This is a genomic window from Streptomyces sp. JL2001 (genome assembly GCF_050917515.1).
Lineage (GTDB): Bacteria > Actinomycetota > Actinomycetes > Streptomycetales > Streptomycetaceae > Streptomyces.
In genome coordinates this window covers 4,013,753-4,031,652 of record NZ_CP169421.1, presented here as the reverse complement: position 1 = coordinate 4,031,652, position 17,900 = coordinate 4,013,753, and the positions used below count along the sequence as shown (strand labels likewise).

At 71.2% G+C, this 17,900-nt stretch carries 17 protein-coding genes; 9 read left to right on the top strand and 8 right to left on the bottom strand.

All coding sequences use genetic code 11. The features are described from left to right. Nucleotides 1–41: 41 nt before the first annotated feature. A complete protein-coding gene (locus tag ACE1OA_RS17940; protein WP_356601399.1) occupies nt 42–1,004 on the bottom strand; it encodes a pirin family protein in 963 nt (320 codons plus the stop codon). Between the two features lie 114 nt (nt 1,005–1,118). Next, a complete protein-coding gene (locus ACE1OA_RS17935; protein ID WP_356601398.1) occupies nt 1,119–1,610 on the bottom strand; it encodes an SseB family protein in 492 nt (163 codons plus the stop codon). A gap of 330 nt (nt 1,611–1,940) precedes the next feature. Here ACE1OA_RS17935 and ACE1OA_RS17930 point away from each other — a divergent pair, with 330 nt between their 5' ends. The 7 genes from ACE1OA_RS17930 (at nt 1,941) to ACE1OA_RS17900 (ending at nt 9,002) form a co-directional block, all read left to right on the top strand. Then, a complete protein-coding gene (locus ACE1OA_RS17930) occupies nt 1,941–2,396 on the top strand; it encodes a hypothetical protein (protein WP_432753051.1) in 456 nt (151 codons plus the stop codon). A 5-nt stretch (nt 2,397–2,401) separates the two neighbouring features. Beyond that, nucleotides 2,402–4,309 carry an alpha/beta hydrolase gene (locus ACE1OA_RS17925; RefSeq protein WP_356601396.1) on the top strand — a complete coding sequence of 636 codons (1,908 nt, stop codon included), beginning with the start codon at nt 2,402–2,404 and terminating at the stop codon, nt 4,307–4,309. After that, the gene (locus ACE1OA_RS17920; RefSeq protein ID WP_356601395.1) at nt 4,306–4,860 is read left to right on the top strand and encodes a hypothetical protein; all 555 of its coding nucleotides are present in this window, start codon (nt 4,306–4,308) and stop codon (nt 4,858–4,860) included. Before ACE1OA_RS17925 ends, ACE1OA_RS17920 begins: the two co-directional genes overlap by 4 nt. A gap of 166 nt (nt 4,861–5,026) precedes the next feature. Continuing rightward, nucleotides 5,027–6,853, top strand: coding sequence for an acyl-CoA dehydrogenase (locus tag ACE1OA_RS17915; RefSeq protein ID WP_356601394.1), 1,827 nt, complete (start codon nt 5,027–5,029; stop codon nt 6,851–6,853). A gap of 136 nt (nt 6,854–6,989) precedes the next feature. Further along, the gene (locus ACE1OA_RS17910; RefSeq protein ID WP_356775034.1) at nt 6,990–8,282 is read left to right on the top strand and encodes a M18 family aminopeptidase; all 1,293 of its coding nucleotides are present in this window, start codon (nt 6,990–6,992) and stop codon (nt 8,280–8,282) included. A 105-nt stretch (nt 8,283–8,387) separates the two neighbouring features. Then, on the top strand, nt 8,388–8,609 hold the full coding sequence (locus ACE1OA_RS17905; RefSeq protein WP_356601392.1) for a DUF6458 family protein: 222 nt from the start codon (nt 8,388–8,390) through the stop codon (nt 8,607–8,609). 48 nt (nt 8,610–8,657) lie between these two features. Further along, nucleotides 8,658–9,002: a hypothetical protein gene (locus tag ACE1OA_RS17900; protein ID WP_432753050.1), complete on the top strand. Its 345-nt coding sequence runs from the start codon at nt 8,658–8,660 to the stop codon at nt 9,000–9,002. A gap of 29 nt (nt 9,003–9,031) precedes the next feature. On the opposite strand, the gene ACE1OA_RS17895 is transcribed toward ACE1OA_RS17900, so the two are convergent. Beyond that, complete coding sequence (locus ACE1OA_RS17895; protein ID WP_432753049.1) at nt 9,032–10,843, bottom strand: NHL domain-containing thioredoxin family protein; 1,812 nt, start codon at nt 10,841–10,843, stop codon at nt 9,032–9,034. 178 nt (nt 10,844–11,021) lie between these two features. On the opposite strand from ACE1OA_RS17895, the gene ACE1OA_RS17890 reads away from it, so the two are divergent. After that, entirely contained in the window at nt 11,022–11,513 is a 492-nt protein-coding gene (locus ACE1OA_RS17890) for an LURP-one-related/scramblase family protein (RefSeq protein WP_356601389.1), read from the top strand. A 5-nt stretch (nt 11,514–11,518) separates the two neighbouring features. On the opposite strand, the gene ACE1OA_RS17885 is transcribed toward ACE1OA_RS17890, so the two are convergent. After that, on the bottom strand, nt 11,519–12,310 hold the full coding sequence (locus tag ACE1OA_RS17885; protein ID WP_432753048.1) for a carbon-nitrogen family hydrolase: 792 nt from the start codon (nt 12,308–12,310) through the stop codon (nt 11,519–11,521). A 155-nt stretch (nt 12,311–12,465) separates the two neighbouring features. On the opposite strand from ACE1OA_RS17885, the gene ACE1OA_RS17880 reads away from it, so the two are divergent. Then, complete coding sequence (locus tag ACE1OA_RS17880; RefSeq protein WP_384867781.1) at nt 12,466–13,293, top strand: maleylpyruvate isomerase family mycothiol-dependent enzyme; 828 nt, start codon at nt 12,466–12,468, stop codon at nt 13,291–13,293. A 101-nt stretch (nt 13,294–13,394) separates the two neighbouring features. Here the strand turns inward: ACE1OA_RS17880 and ACE1OA_RS17875 are convergent, their stop codons facing one another. From ACE1OA_RS17875 to ACE1OA_RS17860, 4 genes are all read right to left on the bottom strand, one after another. Next, nucleotides 13,395–14,708 (bottom strand): MFS transporter, encoded by a 1,314-nt coding sequence (locus ACE1OA_RS17875; protein WP_356601386.1) that lies wholly within the window; start codon nt 14,706–14,708, stop codon nt 13,395–13,397. Then, a complete protein-coding gene (locus ACE1OA_RS17870) occupies nt 14,705–15,346 on the bottom strand; it encodes a GntR family transcriptional regulator (RefSeq protein WP_356601385.1) in 642 nt (213 codons plus the stop codon). The genes ACE1OA_RS17875 and ACE1OA_RS17870 overlap by 4 nt, the downstream gene beginning before the upstream one ends. A gap of 149 nt (nt 15,347–15,495) precedes the next feature. Then, entirely contained in the window at nt 15,496–16,887 is a 1,392-nt protein-coding gene (locus ACE1OA_RS17865; protein WP_432754074.1) for a dihydrolipoamide acetyltransferase family protein, read from the bottom strand. Between the two features lie 31 nt (nt 16,888–16,918). Next, nucleotides 16,919–17,899, bottom strand: coding sequence for an alpha-ketoacid dehydrogenase subunit beta (locus ACE1OA_RS17860; RefSeq protein WP_432753047.1), 981 nt, complete (start codon nt 17,897–17,899; stop codon nt 16,919–16,921). Nucleotide 17,900: the final 1 nt, after the last annotated feature.

Below are 17,900 nucleotides of genomic sequence, written 5' to 3'. Positions count from 1 at the left end.
CGCCGCGCGCCGGACGGGTCCGGTGCGCGGCGCGGGGTCTCCTACTCGCCCATCCCGTGCACCGCCGGGATGGTGCCGAGCCGGCCGGCCTGGAAGTCCTCGAAGGCCTGCCGCAGCTCCGCCTGGCTGTTCATGACGAACGGGCCGTAGTGCGCCATCGGTTCGCGGATCGGCCGGCCGCCCAGCAGGACGACCTCCAGGTCCGGGGTGTGCGCGTCCTGCTTCTCGTCCGCGCGGACCGTCAGCGAGCCGCCCTGGCCGAAGACCGCGGTCTGGCCCATGTGGACCGGACGCCGGTCGGCGCCGACCGAGCCGCGGCCGGCCAGCACGTAGGCGAGGCCGTTGAAGTCCTCGCGCCACGGCAGGGTCACCTCGGCGCCCGGCCGGACGGTCGCGTGGATCATCGTGATCGGGGTGTGCGTGATGCCCGGGCCGGCGTGGCCGTCGAGGTCGCCCGCGATGACGCGGTAGAGCGCGCCGCCGTCCGGCGAGGTCAGCAGCTGCACCTGGCCGCCGCGGATGTCCTGGTAGCGCGGGGCCATCATCTTGTCCTCGGCCGGCAGGTTCACCCACAGCTGGAGCCCATGGAAGAGCCCGCCGCTCACGACGAGCGACTCCGGCGGAGCCTCGATGTGCAGCAGTCCGGATCCGGCGGTCATCCACTGGGTGTCGCCGTTGGTGATGGTGCCGCCACCGCCGTTGGAGTCCTGGTGGTCGAAGACGCCGTCGATGATGTACGTGACGGTCTCGAAGCCCCGGTGGGGGTGCCAGGGCGTGCCCTTGGGCTCGCCGGGGGCGTACTCCACCTCTCCCATCTGGTCCATCATGATGAACGGGTCGAGGTAGCGGTAGTTGATCCCGGCGAACGCGCGGCGCACCGGGAATCCCTCGCCCTCGAATCCGGAAGGTGCCGTGGTCACGGCGAGCACGGGGCGGGGGACGGCGTCGGCCGGGGCGGCGACGCGCGGCAGGGTGAGCGGGTTCTCGACAGTCACAGCGGGCATGGCGGGACCTCCTTGTGCGACCACTTTAGTTGAACAATGAACTTCCTGCCACCCGAAACGCGGAACGCCCGGGAGGAATTCCTCCCGGGCGCTCCCACACGTTCCCCGCAAGCGTCAGCCGTACATCCGGCGCATCGCGAAGTCCACCATCTGCTCCACGGCCTTCGCGTCGAAGACCATGCGGTGGTCGCCCTCCATGTCGAGGACGAAGCCGTAGCCGGTCGGCAGCAGGTCGATCACCTCGGCGCCGGTGATCACGAAGTACTTCGACTCCTTGCCCGCGTACCGCCGCAACTCCTTGAGCGAGGTGAACATCGGGATCACCGGCTGCTGGGTGTTGTGCAGCGCCAGGAAGCCGGGGTTGTCCCCACGGGGGCAGTAGACCTTGGAGGTCGCGAAGACCTGCTGGAAGTCCTCGGCGGCCAGCGAGCCCGTCGTGAAGGCGCGTACGGCGTCGGCCAGGGACGGCGGCGACGGCTCCGGGTAGAGGGGAGGCTGCTGCCCGTACCCGCCGCCCTGCATGCCTCCCTGCATCGGCTGCTGCGGGGGCTGGGCGTACTGCTGCTGGGCGGCGCTGCCGTCGCCGTGCTGGCCGTATCCGTACATGCCCCCAGCCTATCGAGCGGGCGCCGCGCCCAGAGCGGTTCGGGTCGGCCGAGACGGAGCGCACACCCCGGCGGAACGGCGCCGGAGCACCGCCTCCACCCCCGGCGGCACGGGACGGAGCCCACGCGCCGACGCCCGGTCACCGCGCCCCTGCCGACCCGGCCCGACCCCCGGCGACCGCGCCCCTGCCGACCCGGCCCGCCCCCGGCGACCGCGCCCGGCAGGTCCTCGCCACGGACGAAGAACCTGCCCTTCGCACATGTCTTCGCACCGTTCGCCTTCTCTTGCTAGGTTCGCGTGAGCAATTTCCGGTCGCCACGGGGGTGGAACATGGCACTGAACGCCAAATGGGACGAGCTGTTCGGGGGCGCCGCGCCGTCCGGACAGCCCGCGTCGATGACCCTCGCGGGTCTGCCCGCCGAGGACCGCGGAGGCGGTGGAGGCGGAGGCGGAGGCGGCGACGCGAACCTGAAGGCCGAAGAGGGTCCCTGGCACGGCGCCGGCAAGACCTCCGGCGAGCTGCGCACCTCGACCACCACCTCGCTCACCGACCTCGGCACCGCGAACGAGGGCGTCACCGGCGGGACCGCCGGCTTCGACTCCTCCGCCGCCCTGACCGAGATCCTCGGCACCTGGAAGACCCGCCTCACCGCCGTCCGCGACGAGTGCGGACGGCTGGAGAGCGCCCTCAAGAGCGCCGGCCGCGACTTCGGCGAACGCGAGCTCGACACCCAGCGCAAGATCGCCGCCGAGGCGCCCACCCCCTCCCAGAAGAAGGAGGGCTGATCCGGATGCCCACCTGGCAGCAGCTGCGCGACGTGAAGCTGAGCGAGTACACGGACGCGGCGGACGGCTGGGGCAAGATCAGCTCCCGCGCCAACGCCGACAAGGACCGCGTCGACAACGGCATGTTCGCGCGGATCAACGACACCCAGAAGGGCGAGGCCGCCAAGACCGCCACCGGCGACGTCCAGCAGCTGAGCCGCAACTTCCAGTACCTGCACGCCGAGTGCGGGCTGATCCGCACCGCGCTCAACGGGCTGGCCTCCGAGCTCGCCGCCCCGCAGCGGAAGCTGAAGCAGGCGCTGGAGGACGCCGAGAACCTCAAGTTCACGGTAAAGCCCGACGGGTCCGTCGAGTACCCCTCCCAGTCCTACGTCCTCAAGCCGGGCTCCACCACCGCCCAGGACGGCGCGCCCATCCCCTACCTGCCCGGCAAGGCCGAGGGCATCGGCAGCACCGACCCCAACAAGGGCAAGGCCGAGGACATCGCCCAGCGCATCGGCGACGCGGTGCGCGAGGCCGCCGAGATCGACGGCCGGTACGCGGGCGTCCTGCGCAAGCTGAGGGCCGAGCCCGGCCTCACCGTCAGCGACGAGACCCTCGCCGACGCCGCCAAGGACACCAAGGCCCTCCAGGACGCCGCCGGCAAGTACGCCGACGACGGCAAGATCCCGCACGGCAAGTCGCCGAAGGAGAACGCCGAGTGGTGGAACGGGCTGACCCAGGAGCAGCGTGACGAGTACGCCACGCTCTACCCGGCGTCCATCGGCGCGCTCGACGGCATCCCCTCCACGGTCCGCGACGACGCCAACCGCATGGTCCTCGCCGAGACCCGCGCCCAGACCCAGCTCGACCTGAACGCCATACCGAAGCAGCCCCAGGAGTACATCCAGAACCCCAGCGGCCAGTACCCGGCGGTCATCAAGAACCCCGAGTACCTCCAGTGGGACAAGAAGTACGGGGACCGGTTCGAGGAGCTCACCGCCCAGAAGAAGGGCATGGACGCGATCCAGGCCCGCTTCGACCGCACGGGCCAGTCCGAGCGTCCCGGCGAGCGCCCGCTGCCCGAGGCGTACCTCCTGGGTTTCGACACCCAGGGCAACGGCCACGCCATCGTCGCCAACGGCAATCCGGACACCGCGACGCACACCGCGATGTACGTGCCCGGCACCACCTCGAACCTGGAGGGCATCGGCGGTGACATCAAGCGCATGGAGACCCTCTGGCGCGCCAGCGACAACCTGGCCAACGGTCAGAGCGTGTCCACGATCACCTGGCTCGGCTACGACGCCCCGCAGAGCATCGTCAAGGACGCGCCCTTCAGCCACTACGCCGACGACGGAGCCCCCAAGCTGAACGGCTTCGTCGACGGGTTGCGCGCCACCCACCAGGGCGACCCGACCCACATGACCGTGACCGGCCACAGCTACGGCAGCACGGTCATCGGCTCCGCCGCCCGCCAGGGCCACCTGGCGGCCGACGACATCTTCGTGGCCGGCAGCCCGGGCATGCAGGTGGGCAGCGCCACCGACCTGGACGTGCCCAAGGGCCACGTCTACGCCGCCGAGGCCGACAGCGACCCCTACCTGAAGGGCCTGCACCTGCCCGGCGGGGTCACCGACGGCAAGTACGGCGGTTTCAACATCCCCTTCGTCACCAGCGACCCGGTGCCGGACCTCGGCGGCTGGGGCCACGCGCCGAAGAAGCTGGACATCGACATCCTGCCGTCGTTCATCGACGGCGACGGCGCCAGCGTCGTGAAGCCGCTGACACCGACCAACCCCGACTTCGGCGCGCACATCGTGGCCACGGACGGGTCCCGCGGCCACAGCGGCTACTGGGACAACGGCACCGAGAGCCTCAACAACCAGGCCCGCGTCGTCACGGGCCGGTACCAGGAAGTGACCTCGCAATGAGCCGCCGCACCACCGCACGCACCGGCGGGGCCCTGACCACTGCCGCCCTTCTCCTCGCGACGGGATGCACCACCATGAGCAACGACGCCGGCCTGCCCTACGAGCCGCAGCCGATGAAGGTCGCCGCGGCCAAGGACCTGGTCCGCTCGCGGTCCAGCACGATCTTCGACACGTCCGGCCTGCGCGAGGCGAACAACGGCGCCCCCGACGCGTCGCCCTGCGACGGGGTGGACGACGGCTTCCGGGTCCGCCACTTCTGGTCGATGTACGCCCCCGACGCCGACGCCCTGAAGCAGGCGATGGACCGGCTCCACCAGGAGCTGCCGGCCAAGGGATGGAAGGTGCTCCGCTTCGAGCCCGCGAAGTCGCAGGCCAAGCAGCTCCAGCTCGACGTGGAGCACGAGAAGGACCACCACACGGCCACGATCGAGCTGCTGCTCCCCTCGACGTACAAGGACGCGTCGAAGTGGGAGAAGGCGACCCGCGACAGCCTCTCGGTCTCCCTGACGTCGCCCTGCTACACCGACCCCGAGTACACGGTCGGCGACTGAGCGTCACGCAAGACCCGGGACGTGCGTCCCGCGTCACAGATGGCGCGATAGGGGTTGCTCTTATTACCGGCGGGTAGCATCATCGTAGAGAGCGTGGGCTACTCACCGGTAGTACGAGTACGCGTACGAGGACATCTCCCTCCCCGATCCTTACGGAGCCGTCGCCATGGGGCACTACAAGTCGAATCTCCGCGACATCGAGTTCAACCTCTTCGAGGTCCTCGGACGCGACAAGGTCTACGGCACCGGTCCGTTCGAGGAGATGGACGTCGAGACCGCCAAGAGCGTGCTCGAAGAGCTCACCCGCCTCTCGGAGAACGAGCTGGCCGAGTCCTTCGCCGACGCCGACCGCAACCCGCCGGTCTTCGACCCCGAGACCAACACCGCCCCGGTCCCGGCCAGCTTCAAGAAGTCCTACAAGGCCTTCATGGACTCCGAGTACTGGCGCCTCGGCCTCCCCGAGGAGATCGGCGGCACGACCTCCCCGCGCTCCCTCATCTGGGCGTACGCGGAGCTGATCCTCGGCGCGAACCCGGCCGTCTGGATGTACTCCTCCGGCCCCGCCTTCGCCGGCATCCTCTTCAACGAGGGCAACGAGGCGCAGAAGAAGGTCGCGCAGATCGCCGTCGACCGCCAGTGGGGCTCCACCATGGTCCTCACCGAGCCGGACGCCGGCTCGGACGTCGGCGCCGGCCGCACCAAGGCCGTCCAGCAGGAGGACGGCTCCTGGCACATCGAGGGCGTGAAGCGCTTCATCACCTCCGGTGAGCACGACATGGAGGAGAACATCCTCCACTACGTCCTCGCCCGCCCCGAGGGCGCCGGCCCCGGCACCAAGGGCCTGTCCCTCTTCCTCGTGCCGAAGTACCACTTCGACTGGGAGACCGGCGAGCTGGGCGAGCGCAACGGCGTCTACGCCACCAACGTCGAGCACAAGATGGGCCTCAAGGCCTCCAACACCTGCGAGATGACCTTCGGCGACCAGCACCCCGCCAAGGGCTGGCTGATCGGCGACAAGCACGACGGCATCCGCCAGATGTTCCTCATCATCGAGTTCGCCCGCATGATGGTCGGCACGAAGGCGATCTCCACCCTCTCGACGGGCTACCTCAACGCCCTCGAGTACGCCAAGGAGCGCGTCCAGGGCACCGACCTGGCGAACTTCATGGACAAGGCCGCCCCCAAGGTCACCATCACGCACCACCCCGACGTCCGCCGCTCGCTGATGACCCAGAAGGCGTACGCCGAGGGCATGCGCTCCCTCGTCCTCTACACGGCCACCGTGCAGGACGAGATCCAGCTCAAGGAGGCGAACGGCGAGGACGCGAAGGCCCTGCACGGCCTGAACGACCTGCTGCTCCCGATCGTCAAGGGCTACGGCTCCGAGAAGGGCTACGAGCAGCTCGCGCAGTCGCTCCAGACCTTCGGCGGCTCCGGCTTCCTGCAGGAGTACCCGATCGAGCAGTACATCCGGGACGCCAAGATCGACACCCTCTACGAGGGCACCACGGCCATCCAGGGCCAGGACTTCTTCTTCCGCAAGATCGTCCGCGACCAGGGCGCGTCCCTGAACACGCTGGCCGAGGAGATCAAGAAGTTCCTCGCGGTCGGCACCGGCGGCGAGGAGCTGGCCGGCGCCCGCGACGCGCTCGCCAAGGCCGCCGTGGACCTGGAGGGCATCGTCGGCAAGATGCTCACCGACCTCACCGCCACCGGCGAGGACGTCAAGAACATCTACAAGGTCGGCCTCAACACCACCCGCCTGCTCATGGCCTCCGGTGACGTCGTCGTCGGCTACCTGCTGCTGAAGGGCGCGGCCGTCGCCGCGGAGAAGCTGGAGAGCGCCTCCGCCAAGGACAAGGTCTTCTACACCGGCAAGATCGCCGCCGCGAAGTTCTTCGCCGCCAACGTCCTGCCGGGCGTCGGCGCCGAGCGCGCGCTCGCCGAGGCCGTCGACGGCTCGCTCATGGACCTGGACGAGGCCGCGTTCTAGTACGCGCCTCCGTCCACCGCGAACGGCTCGCTCCCGGGGAGGGGAGCGGGCCGTTTCGTCTTCCCCGCCGGGCCCGGGAAGGAACCGTTCTCCAGGGCCCCGGCACCGCCTCCGGCGTGCTGCGTATGGTGAACGCATGAGTAGCGCACCCTCCCGCTTCGACCGCGGCCACACCGATGACCTCATGACCTTCCTCGCGGCCTCCCCGTCGCCGTACCACGCCGTGGCGAACGCGGCCGACCGCCTGGAGAAGGCCGGCTTCCGCAAGGTCGAGGAGACCGACGCCTGGGACGGGACGAGCGGCGGGAAGTACGTGATCCGCGGCGGCGCGATCATCGCCTGGTACGTGCCGGAGGGCGCCGACCCCCACACCCCGTACCGCGTCGTCGGCGCCCACACCGACTCCCCCAACCTGCGCGTCAAGCCCCAGCCCGACCTGGGCAACCAGGGCTGGCGCCAGGTCGCCGTCGAGATCTACGGCGGCACCCTGCTCAACACCTGGCTCGACCGCGACCTCGGCCTCGCCGGCCGGCTCACCCTGCGCGACGGCAGCCACGTCCTCGTCAACGTCGACCGGCCCGTCCTGCGCGTCCCGCAGCTCGCCATCCACCTCGACCGCCAGGCCAACGAAGGCCTCAAGCTCGAACGCCAGCGGCACATGCAGCCGATCTGGGGCCTCGGCGAGGTCCACGAGGGCGACCTCATCTCCTTCGTCGCCGCCGAGGCCGGCGTCGACGCCGAGGACGTCACCGGCTGGGACCTGATGGTGCACGCCGTCGAGGCACCCGCCTACCTCGGCCGCGACCTCGAACTCCTCGCCGGCCCCCGGATGGACAACCTCATCTCCGTGCACGCGGGCGTCGCCGCGCTCGCCGCCGTCGCCGCGCGGCCCGACCTCCCGTACATCCCGGTCCTCGCCGCCTTCGACCACGAGGAGAACGGCTCCGAGGCCGACACCGGCGCCCAGGGCCCGCTCCTCGGCAACGTCCTGGAACGCTCGGTCTACGCCCGCGGCGGAGCCTACGAGGACCGCGCCCGCGCCTTCGCCGGCTCGGTCTGCCTCTCCTCCGACGTCGGCCACGCCGTCCACCCCAACTACGCCGAGCGCCACGACCCGACGCACCACCCGCGTCCCAACGGCGGCCCGATCCTCAAGGTCAACGTCAACCAGCGCTACGCCACCGACGGCAGCGGCCGGGCCGTCTTCGCCGCGGCCTGCGAGAAGGCCGGCGTGCCGTGGCAGTCCTTCGTGTCCAACAACGACATGCCCTGCGGCACGACGATCGGCCCGATCACGGCCGCCCGCCACGGCATCAGCACCGTCGACATCGGCGTCGCCTGCCTCTCGATGCACAGCGCCCGCGAACTCTGCGGCGCGGACGACCCGTACCTCCTGGCCAACGCGCTCGTCGCCTTCCTGGAGGGATGAGGCACCCCGGAGCGACGATCCGGGCGGAGCGAACGCGCGAGCGGAGGGATAGCCCGCCCGGACCCGGGTACCCGATCCCGACTACCCCACTAGGAGGCGGGATCCATGGGCCTGGGAGGCTGCATCATCCTCATCGCCGTCGGCGCGATCCTCACGTTCGCGACGGACTGGGAGCTCGACGGCGTCAACCTCGACCTGGTGGGACTGATCATGATGGCGGTCGGTCTCATCGGCACGGCGACGTTCGCGAGCATCGCCCGGCGCCGGCGGGTCGTCGTCCCGCCGTCCGCCCCCACCGTGGTGGACGAGGGACGCCGCGACTACTGAGCGACCGGCGAAACATCGGCGAAAGGCCCCCGACGGCACCGTGAACCCATGCAGCGTCACGAGGGCCCGCCCCGAGGGAAGTTCATCGCCTGCCTGGCCACCGCCGCCCTGATCGGGACGGCGGTGGCCTGGTACGGCATCGCCCGCTACGACGGACGGCCGCCCTGGGCCACGGACATCGCCTACGAGGGCGGCTACGTCCTGGCGGCCCGCATCCGGGGCTACGACGTGACCGGCGAGCGCACCCGGTCCCTGCTGACCGGCGAGTGCGCCGAGATGCAACGCCTGGGCATGGGCGGCGACCGCGCCGCCCACGACCCGGCGGCCTGGGTGGCCGGCTGCCTGGACGGAGCGGCGGGCCGCCCGTCCAGGAACCAGGGAACCGTCCGCTAGGACCGCCGCCCCGACCGGACCCGACAGCCCTACACCTGGGCGTCCATCCCCGCGAGGATCAGCGGGAGGCGCGCCACGCCGCCCTCCGCCAGCCGCACCGGCACGCCCCAGTCCTGCTGGTGGACGTGGCAGGCCGGGTACTCGTTGGCCGGATCGTCGTCGCAGGACGCCGCCATCGCCGAGACGTGCAGCACCCCCTCGGCGAGCTCCGGGTTCAGGTCGAGCTCCCGGAACAGGTCCGTGCCCGTGCCCTCGCCGCCCAGCAGCAGCTCGGGCGGCGTCGAGGAGACCAGCAGCCGGGTCGAGGGACCGTAGCGCTCGTCCAGCTTCTGCCCCGTCGGCGCCTGGAAGACGACGTCGAGCCGCAGCCAGCCGGGCGCCACCTCGGTCGCCTCGCGCTGCGTCCGGTGGGCCACCGACTCGACCTGGACGGCCTCCTCGGGCAGCCGCAGCCGGGTCAGCCGGTGCCGGGCGGACTCGACCACGACGATGTCGTCCCCGACCAGCACCGCGTCGCTCGGCTCGCGCAGGTCCGTGGCGAGCGTGGTCACCTCGCCGGTGGCGGGGTCGAAGCGGCGCAGCGCGTGGTTGTACGTGTCCGCGATCGCCACCGAGCCGTCGGGCAGCGCGGTCACGCCCAGCGGGTGCTGGAGCAGCGCCTGGCCGGCCTCGCCGTCACGGTGACCGAAGTCGAAGAGACCGGTGCCGACAGCGGTGTGGACGACACCGTCGGTGTCGATCCAGCGCACAGCACTGGTCTCGGAGTCGGCGATCCACAGCCGGTCCCCGGCGGCGGCGAGCCCCGACGGCTGGGCGAACCACGCCTCGGCCGCCGGCCCGTCGACCAGGCCCTCGTTCGTGGTGCCGGCGGCGACCTGCACCGTCCCCGCCTCGGGGTCGTACGTCCACAGCTGGTGGACGCCGGCCATCGCGATCCACACCTTGCCCTGCCACCAGGCGACGTCCCACGGCGACGAGAGCGCGACGTCGAGCGCCGGGCCCGACGTGGGGGAGCCCTGCCACCACTGCTTGCCGGTGCCCGCGATCCGCTCGATCGCGCCGGTCTCCGGGTCGAAGGTGCGCAGCGCGTGGTTCACGGTGTCGGCCACGACGACCTTCCCGTCGGGAAGCAGCGCGAGGCCCTGCGGCTCGCGGAACTCGCCGTCGCCGATCCGCCGCACCACGCTCTCGCCGTCCGGCGCCAGCTCGACGAGCTGGTGACGGGTGGTGTCGGAGACCAGGTGGTTCCCGGAGGGCAGCAGGACGGCCTTCCCGGGGAAGCGCAGGTCGGTCGCCACGGGCTCCGGCGGCACGTACGGCCCGTCCCCGCGGCGCAGGGTGCCCTTCGCCTCGTGCTCGGCCTCCAGCTCCTCGACGAGGGTCGCGAGGGCGTTCGCGTGCCCCTCACCGGCGTGCTGGGCGACGATGTACCCCTCGGGGTCGATGACGACGAGCGTCGGCCAGGCCCGCACGGCGTACTGCTTCCAGGTCGCGAGCTCCGGGTCGTCGAGCACGGGGTGGTGCACCTCGTAGCGCTCCACGGCGTCGACGACGGCCTGGTGCTCGGCCTCGTGGACGAACTTCGGCGAGTGGACCCCGACGATCACCAGGGTGTCGCGGTGCTTCTCCTCCAGCTCACGGAGCTCGTCGAGGACGTGGAGGCAGTTGATGCAGCAGAACGTCCAGAAATCGACGACAACGCACTTACCTCGCAGATCGGCGAGAGTGAGCTCTTTGCCTCCGGTGTTCAGCCAGCCGCCCTTGCCGATCAGCTCGGGGGCACGGACACGGGCACGGCGGGGCGCGGGCGCGGGGGTGGGCGCCGGGGCGGCATCGTTCATGGTTCAAGCTTGCCATCCGAGGATGAACACCGGATCACGCGCGTACGGCAGAGCCCGGGAATCCGGGGCAGGACGTCCGGGCGGACCGTGCCGGAGCCGCTCCGACACGCCGGACCCCGCCCGTGGCCACCCCTTCGCACCCGCGTGGCGCCGGGGCCGCCGGGGAAGCTGTCGCCGTATGAAATACCTCGTACGGGACAAGATCCTCGCCCTCGGCGACGACTACTGGATCGAGGACGAGGACGGCCGCCACGCCTTCCTCGTCGACGGCAAGGCCCTGCGCCTGCGGGACACCCTGGAGCTGAAGGACCCGCTCGGGCAGGTCCTCGTCACGTTGCGCCAGAAGCTGTTCAGCCTCCGCGACGCCATGACGATCGAGCGCGACGAGCGGCCGCTCGCCACGATCCGCCGCAAGCGGCTGTCGCTGCTGCGCAACCACTACCGCGTCGCCCTCGTGGACGGCACCGAGCTGGACGTGAGCGGGCGGATCCTGGACCGGGAGTTCACCGTCGAGTACGACGGCGAACTGCTCGCGCACATCTCCCGGCGGTGGTTCCGCCTCCGGGACACGTACGCCGTCGACGTCGTCCGCGAGGACGCCGACGCGGCGCTGCTGATCGCCGTGGCGGTGTGCGTGATCCGGATGTCCGAGCGGGAACGGGAGGACTGATCCCCCTAGGCCGGCGGGGCGACGCCCAGGACCCGGTCCTTCAGGGCCGGGAACTGCTCCCGCGTCGTCTCGACCTTCGCCGGGTCGAGGACCACCCGCAGAATCTCCTCGTCCGGGCCCGCCTCGGCGAGGACCTCGCCCCAGGGGTCCACCACGATCGAGTGCCCCGCCTGTTCCACGCCCGCGTGCGTCCCGGCCGTGTCGCAGGCCAGCACGTACGCCTGGTTCTCGACGGCCCGCGCCTGCGCGAGCAGCGTCCAGTGCGCGCGGCGCCGGGCCGGCCATCCCGCGGGGACGACGAACGCCTGCGCGCCGGCGTCCACCAGGCCCCGGAAGAGTTCGGGGAAGCGCAGGTCGTAGCAGGTGGCGAGGCCAAGCGTCAGCCCCGGCAGCGCAGCGGTCACCAGGTCCTCGCCGGCCGCCATCATCACCGCCTCGCCCTTGTCGAAGCCGAAGCGGTGGATCTTCCGGTAGCTCGCCACGAGTTCGCCGGCGGGGGAGAAGACGAGCGAGGTGTTGTACAGCGCTCCCCCGGCCGCCTCCACGAACGAGCCGGCGTGCAGCCAGACCTCCGCGTCACGGGCCGCCGCCGCCATGCCGTCGTGGGTGGGGCCGTGCAGCGGTTCGGACTCGGCGGCGAAGTCCTCGTAGGCGAACGCCCCCATGGGCCACAACTCGGGGAGCACGACGAGGTCGGCGCCGCCGCGCTCCGCCCGTACGAGACCGGCCACCCGCGCCCGGCGGGATTCGATCGATTCGTCCGGGTCTACTGCAATCTGGATCAGCGAGGCGCGCACACTACCACCGTCCTGGCATTCGAGCCGTCAACACGGGCCTACGATCGTCACACGAAAGCACTGCCGGGGTGCCTTCGGGCAGCGTAACTTAGCGTCCGAGCCTCCCAAGCAGTCTTGTTTTCAGCCCGCGCACCGCAGAACCGCCGAGGGGTCCCGTGACCGTCCATCCCAGCCTCCAGACCTATGCCGACGCCTGGACCCACTCCATCGAAGCGATATCCGAACTGGTTCAGCCGCTCGTGGAGGGGGAGTGGAACCGTCCGACGCCGTGCCCGGGATGGTCGGTCCGGGACATCGTCTCCCATGTGATCGGCATGGAGTGCGAGATGCTCGGCGACCCCCGCCCCATCCACTCCCTGCCCCGCGATCTCTACCACGTGCGCAGCGAGTTCGCCCGCTACATGGAGATGCAGGTCGATGTGCGCCGGCACCACACCGGTCCGGAGATGACCGCGGAGCTGGAGTACATCCTGATCCGCAGGGCGCGTCAGCTGCGCAACGAGAACCGCGGTCCGGAGCATCTGATCCGGGCGCCGCTCGGCGCCGAGCAGACCCTCGAGGTCGCCTACCGGATGCGCGCCTTCGACGTGTGGGTCCACGAGCAGGACCTGCGGACGACGCTGGGCCGGCCGGGCAACCTCGACTCCCCCGCCGCTCTGATCACGCGGGACGTGCTGCTGGAGGCGCTGCCGAAGGTGGTGGCCAAGGACGCGGGCGCGCCGGTCAATTCGGCGATCGTGCTCGACGTGCACGGCCCGGTCGAGTTCCTGCGGACGGTGCGGGTGGACGCGGAGGGCCGCGGTTCGGTCGACGGCTCGCCGTCGCTGGGTCCGGTGGTGACGCTGGCCACGGACTGGGAGACGTACGTCCGGCTGGCGTGCGGGCGGGTGCGGGCGGCCGAGGCCGCCGACCGGGTCAAGGCGGAGGGCGACCTGGACCTGGCGCAGGCGATCCTGGACAACTTCACGGTGACGCCCCGCTAGGTCCTCGAAGTCCCGCCTGGCTCGTCGCTCGGGGGCCGCTGCCGGCCCGGGGCGGCACCGGGCGAGGGCCGCTCTCCCGGTGCCGCCCCGGGCCGGGGTTCTCACACCGGTACGTGCACGGCCTCCACCCGGCTCGCCACGAGCCGTTCCCGCTCGCGCCGCGCGGTGCGGGCCTTGAGGCGCAGGATCTGCACGATGCCCAGGGCCTCCAGGACGAAGACGGAGGAGAAGGCGATCCGGTAGTTGTCGCCGGTCGCGTCGAGGAGGACGCCGACCGCGAGCAGCGTCGTCATCGAGGCGACGAAACCGCCCATGTTGACGATTCCCGAGGCGGTGCCCTGACGCTCCGGCGGGTTGGCCGGGCGGGCGAAGTCGAAGCCGATCATCGAGGCGGGGCCGCAGGCGCCGAGAACGACGCAGAGGGTGACCAGGAGCCACATCGGGGCCCGGTCCCCCGGGTGCAGCAGGGTGGCGGCCCACAGCAGGGCGGTTCCCGCGACGGTGCCGATGGCGAGCGGGGCCCTCGCCGCGTGGTGCCGGGCGATGATCTGGCCGTACGCGAGCCCCACGGCCATGTTGGACAGGACCACGAGCGTCAGCAGTTCGCCGGCGACGCCCCGGGTCAGGCCCTGGTCCTCGACCAGGAACGGCATGCCCCACAGCAGCAGGAAGACCATCGCCGGGAACTGGGTGGTGAAGTGCACCCACATGCCGAGCCTGGTGCCGGGTTCGCGCCAGGACTGGGCGATCTGGCGCCGGACGAAGGCGGCGCCGGCGTGCGTGACGGGTGCCGGTTCGTATCCCTCGGGGTGGTCCTTGAGGAAGAGGAGCAGCAGCACGAGGACGGCGATGCCGGCGACGGAGCTGCCGACGAAGGTGGCGGTCCAGCCCCAGCCGTTGAGCGCCCGGGCGATGAAGAGGGTCGAGACGAGGTTGCCGGCCATGCCGAAGAGGGCGGCGACCTGGCCGATGAGGGGGCCGCGGCGGGCCGGGAACCAGCGGGCGCCCAGGCGCAGCACGCTGATGAAGGTCATCGCGTCGCCGCAGCCGAGGAGGGCCCGGGAGGCGAGGGCCATGCCATACGAGGGGGAGAGGGCGAAGCCGAGCTGGCCGACGGTGAAGAGCACGACGCCGAGGGTCAGCACCTTCTTCGTGCCGAGCCGGTCGACCATCAGGCCGACAGGTATCTGCATGCCCGCGTAGACCAGCAGTTGCAGGATGGAGAAGGTGGAGAGGGCGGAGGCGTTGACGTCGAAGCGGTCGGCGGCGTCGAGGCCGGCGACGCCCAGCGAGGTGCGGAAGATGACGGCGACGAAGTAGACGGCGACGCCGACGCCCCAGACCAGGGCGGCGCGGCGGCCGCCGGGCGGGTCGCCGGGCAGGGTGACGGCGGACCCGAATCCGCGTCCGCTCACCGTGCCTCACCCCGCACCAGGACCTTGACCCAGCTGAGGTGCTGCCGGACGCAGGCGGCGGCGCCCTCGACGTCGCCCTCCTTGATCCGCTCCAGGATCTCGGCGTGCTCGGTGATGTTCTTGGCGATCCGGTCGGGCTGCGACTGCATCACCGCGACGCCCATTCGCAGCTGCCGGTCGCGCAGTTGGTCGTAGAGCCTGGCGAGGATCTGGTTGCCGGCGTGCTGGACGATCTCGGCGTGGAAGCAGCGGTCGGTGACGGCGACCTCGGCGAGGTCGCCGGCCTCGGCCCGGCGCTTCTGCTCCTCCAGGAGTTCCTCGAGCCGCGCGATCAGCGCGGGGGAGGCGGGCACGGCCCGGCGTACGGCGAACTCCTCGACCAGCAGCCGGGTCTCGACGACGTCGGCGATCTCCTGGGCGGAGACGGCGAGCACCAGGGCGCCCTTCTTCGGGTAGAGCTTGAGCAGCCCTTCCATCTCCAGCTTGAGCAGGGCCTCGCGGACCGGCGTGCGGGACACCCCGACGGCATCGGCGAGCTCCCCCTCCGTGAGGAGGGTGCCGCCCTCGTAACGGCGGTCGAGCACGGCCTGCTTGACGTGCATGTAGACGCGGTCGGCGGCGGGGGGTGCGGATGCCATGAACACAGCATAGATACAAGAGGGGTGCATCAAACAGGCGCGTCCGCGATACGGACGCGCCTGAATGGTGACGACGCCCGGCCGGGGAGGCCCCGGCCGGGCGTTTCACGTGAAACACGCGAAGTCGGGCGTTCCGCCCGAAGGGCTTGTCAGGCCCAGGTGATGAGGCGCTTCGGCTGCTCCAGGATCGCGGCGATGTCCGCCAGGAACTTGGAGCCGAGCTCGCCGTCCACCAGGCGGTGGTCGAACGACAGGGCCAGCGTCGTGACCTGGCGCGGCTTCACCTTGCCCTTGTGGACCCACGGCTGGAGCTTGATGGCCCCGACCGCGAGGATCGCGGACTCGCCCGGGTTCAGGATGGGCGTACCGGTGTCGACGCCGAACACACCGACGTTGGTGATGGTGAAGGTGCCGCCCTGCATCGCCGCCGGAGTCGTCTTGCCCTCACGGGCGGTCGAGACCAGCTCGCTCAGGGACCGCGACAGCTCCGGCAGGGTCTGGGCGTGCGCGTCCTTGATGTTCGGCACGATCAGGCCCCGCGGGGTGGCCGCGGCGATGCCCAGGTTGACGTAGTGCTTGAGCACGATCTCCTGGTTCGCCTCGTCCCAGGACGCGTTGATGTCCGGGTTGCGCTTGGCGGCGACCAGGACGGCCTTGGCGATGAGGAGGAGCGGGTTGACCCGCAGGCCCGCCATGTCCTTGTCGGACTTGAGCTCCTCGACCAGCTTCATCGTGCGCGTGATGTCGAAGGTCACGAACTCGGTGACGTGCGGGGCGGTGAAGGCCGAGCCGACCATCGCCGCCGCGGTCGCCTTGCGCACACCCTTGATCGGGACGCGGGTCTCCCGCGCGTCCGTCGAGACCACGGCGGCCGGAGCGGCCGCGGGTGCGGGGACGGCCGCGGGGGCCGGAGCCGCGACGGGCGCCGGGGCCTCGGTCACGGCGGACGGCTCCGGGGTGGCGGCCGCGTGGACGTCCTCGCGGGTGATGATCCCGTCCGGGCCGGTCGGGACGACCGTCGCCAGGTCGACCCCGAGGTCCTTGGCGAGCTTGCGCACCGGCGGCTTGGCCAGCGGGCGGGCGGCGGTCGCGGCCGCGCCGTGCCCGTTGAGCTCGCCCTGGATCGCGGCGGCGGCCTGCCCGGGCACCGTGGCGCCCTTGCGCGGCCGGCGCTTGGTCGAGGTCGCGGCGACGCCGTAGCCCACCAGGACCGGCTGGCGGCCCTGCGGCTCGGCTTCCTCGGCCGCGGGCGCCACGGGCGCCACGACGGGCTCCGGGGCTTCGGCGACCGGGGCGGCCGGGACCTCCGCGGGCGCGTCCCCGCCGACGTTGACCGAGATGATCACTTCGCCGACGTCCACCGTCGCGCCCTCGGGGAAGCGCAGCTCGTGCACCACGCCGTCGAAGGGGCTGGGAAGTTCGACGGCGGCCTTGGCCGTCTCGACCTCGCAGACGACCTGCCCGTCGGTGACCGTGTCACCGGGCTGGACGTACCACTTGAGGATCTCGGCCTCGGTGAGGCCCTCGCCCACGTCGGGCATCTTGAATTCGCGGATGGTCACGTGGTTCTCCTCAGTACGCCAGCGAGCGGTCGACGGCGTCGAGCACGCGGTCCAGGCCCGGCAGGTACTCCTCCTCCAGGCGCGCCGGCGGATACGGCGCGTGGTAGCCGCCGACCCGCAGGACGGGGGCTTCCAGGTGGTAGAAGCAGCGCTCGGTGATGCGAGCGGCGATCTCGGCGCCGGAGCCGAAGAAGACCGGGGCCTCGTGGACCACGACCAGACGGCGGGTCTTCTCGACCGAGGCCTGGATGGTGTCGAAGTCCAGCGGGGAGACCGACCGCAGGTCGACGACCTCGACGGACTTGCCCTCCTCGGCGGCCGCCGCGGCGGCCTCCAGACAGGTCTTCACCATCGGGCCGTAGGCGGCGATGGTGAGGTCCGTGCCCTCACGGGCGACGCGGGCCTTGTGCAGCTCACCGGGGATGGCCTCGGTGTCGACCTCGCCCTTGTCCCAGTAGCGGCGCTTGGGCTCGAAGAAGATGACCGGGTCGTCGCTCTGGATCGCCTGCTGGAGCATCCAGTAGGCGTCGGAGGAGTTCGCCGGGGTGACGACCTTGAGGCCCGCGACGTGCGCGAAGAGCGACTCGGGGGACTCGGAGTGGTGCTCGACGGCGCCGATGCCGCCGCCGTACGGGATGCGGATGACGACCGGCATCTTCACCGTGCCGAGCGAACGGGCCCGCATCTTCGCCAGCTGGGTGACGATCTGGTCGTAGGCCGGGAAGACGAAACCGTCGAACTGGATCTCCACGACCGGCCGGTAACCGCGCAGAGCGAGGCCGATCGCGGTGCCGACGATGCCGGACTCGGCGAGCGGGGTGTCGATGACCCGGTCCTCGCCGAAGTCCTTCTGCAGACCGTCGGTGATCCGGAAGACACCGCCGAGCTTGCCGACGTCGAGGCCCATGATGACGACCTTGGGGTCGGTCTCCAGGGCCTTGCGCAGCGACTCGTTGAGCGCCTTGGCGAGGGGAAGCTTCTGAACAGCCATG

Excerpts from the sequence above, each read along its gene's own strand:
- ACE1OA_RS17940 (WP_356601399.1), bottom strand. The coding sequence starts at position 1,004 with ATGCCCGCTGTGACTGTCGAGAACCCGCTCACCCTGCCGCGCGTCGCC.
- ACE1OA_RS17935 (WP_356601398.1), bottom strand. The coding sequence starts at position 1,610 with ATGTACGGATACGGCCAGCACGGCGACGGCAGCGCCGCCCAGCAGCAG.
- ACE1OA_RS17930 (WP_432753051.1), top strand. The coding sequence starts at position 1,941 with ATGGCACTGAACGCCAAATGGGACGAGCTGTTCGGGGGCGCCGCGCCG.
- ACE1OA_RS17925 (WP_356601396.1), top strand. The coding sequence starts at position 2,402 with ATGCCCACCTGGCAGCAGCTGCGCGACGTGAAGCTGAGCGAGTACACG.
- ACE1OA_RS17920 (WP_356601395.1), top strand. The coding sequence starts at position 4,306 with ATGAGCCGCCGCACCACCGCACGCACCGGCGGGGCCCTGACCACTGCC.
- ACE1OA_RS17915 (WP_356601394.1), top strand. The coding sequence starts at position 5,027 with ATGGGGCACTACAAGTCGAATCTCCGCGACATCGAGTTCAACCTCTTC.
- ACE1OA_RS17910 (WP_356775034.1), top strand. The coding sequence starts at position 6,990 with ATGAGTAGCGCACCCTCCCGCTTCGACCGCGGCCACACCGATGACCTC.
- ACE1OA_RS17905 (WP_356601392.1), top strand. The coding sequence starts at position 8,388 with ATGGGCCTGGGAGGCTGCATCATCCTCATCGCCGTCGGCGCGATCCTC.
- ACE1OA_RS17900 (WP_432753050.1), top strand. The coding sequence starts at position 8,658 with ATGCAGCGTCACGAGGGCCCGCCCCGAGGGAAGTTCATCGCCTGCCTG.
- ACE1OA_RS17895 (WP_432753049.1), bottom strand. The coding sequence starts at position 10,843 with ATGAACGATGCCGCCCCGGCGCCCACCCCCGCGCCCGCGCCCCGCCGT.
- ACE1OA_RS17890 (WP_356601389.1), top strand. The coding sequence starts at position 11,022 with ATGAAATACCTCGTACGGGACAAGATCCTCGCCCTCGGCGACGACTAC.
- ACE1OA_RS17870 (WP_356601385.1), bottom strand. The coding sequence starts at position 15,346 with ATGGCATCCGCACCCCCCGCCGCCGACCGCGTCTACATGCACGTCAAG.
- ACE1OA_RS17865 (WP_432754074.1), bottom strand. The coding sequence starts at position 16,887 with ATGCCCGACGTGGGCGAGGGCCTCACCGAGGCCGAGATCCTCAAGTGG.
- ACE1OA_RS17860 (WP_432753047.1), bottom strand. The coding sequence starts at position 17,899 with ATGGCTGTTCAGAAGCTTCCCCTCGCCAAGGCGCTCAACGAGTCGCTG.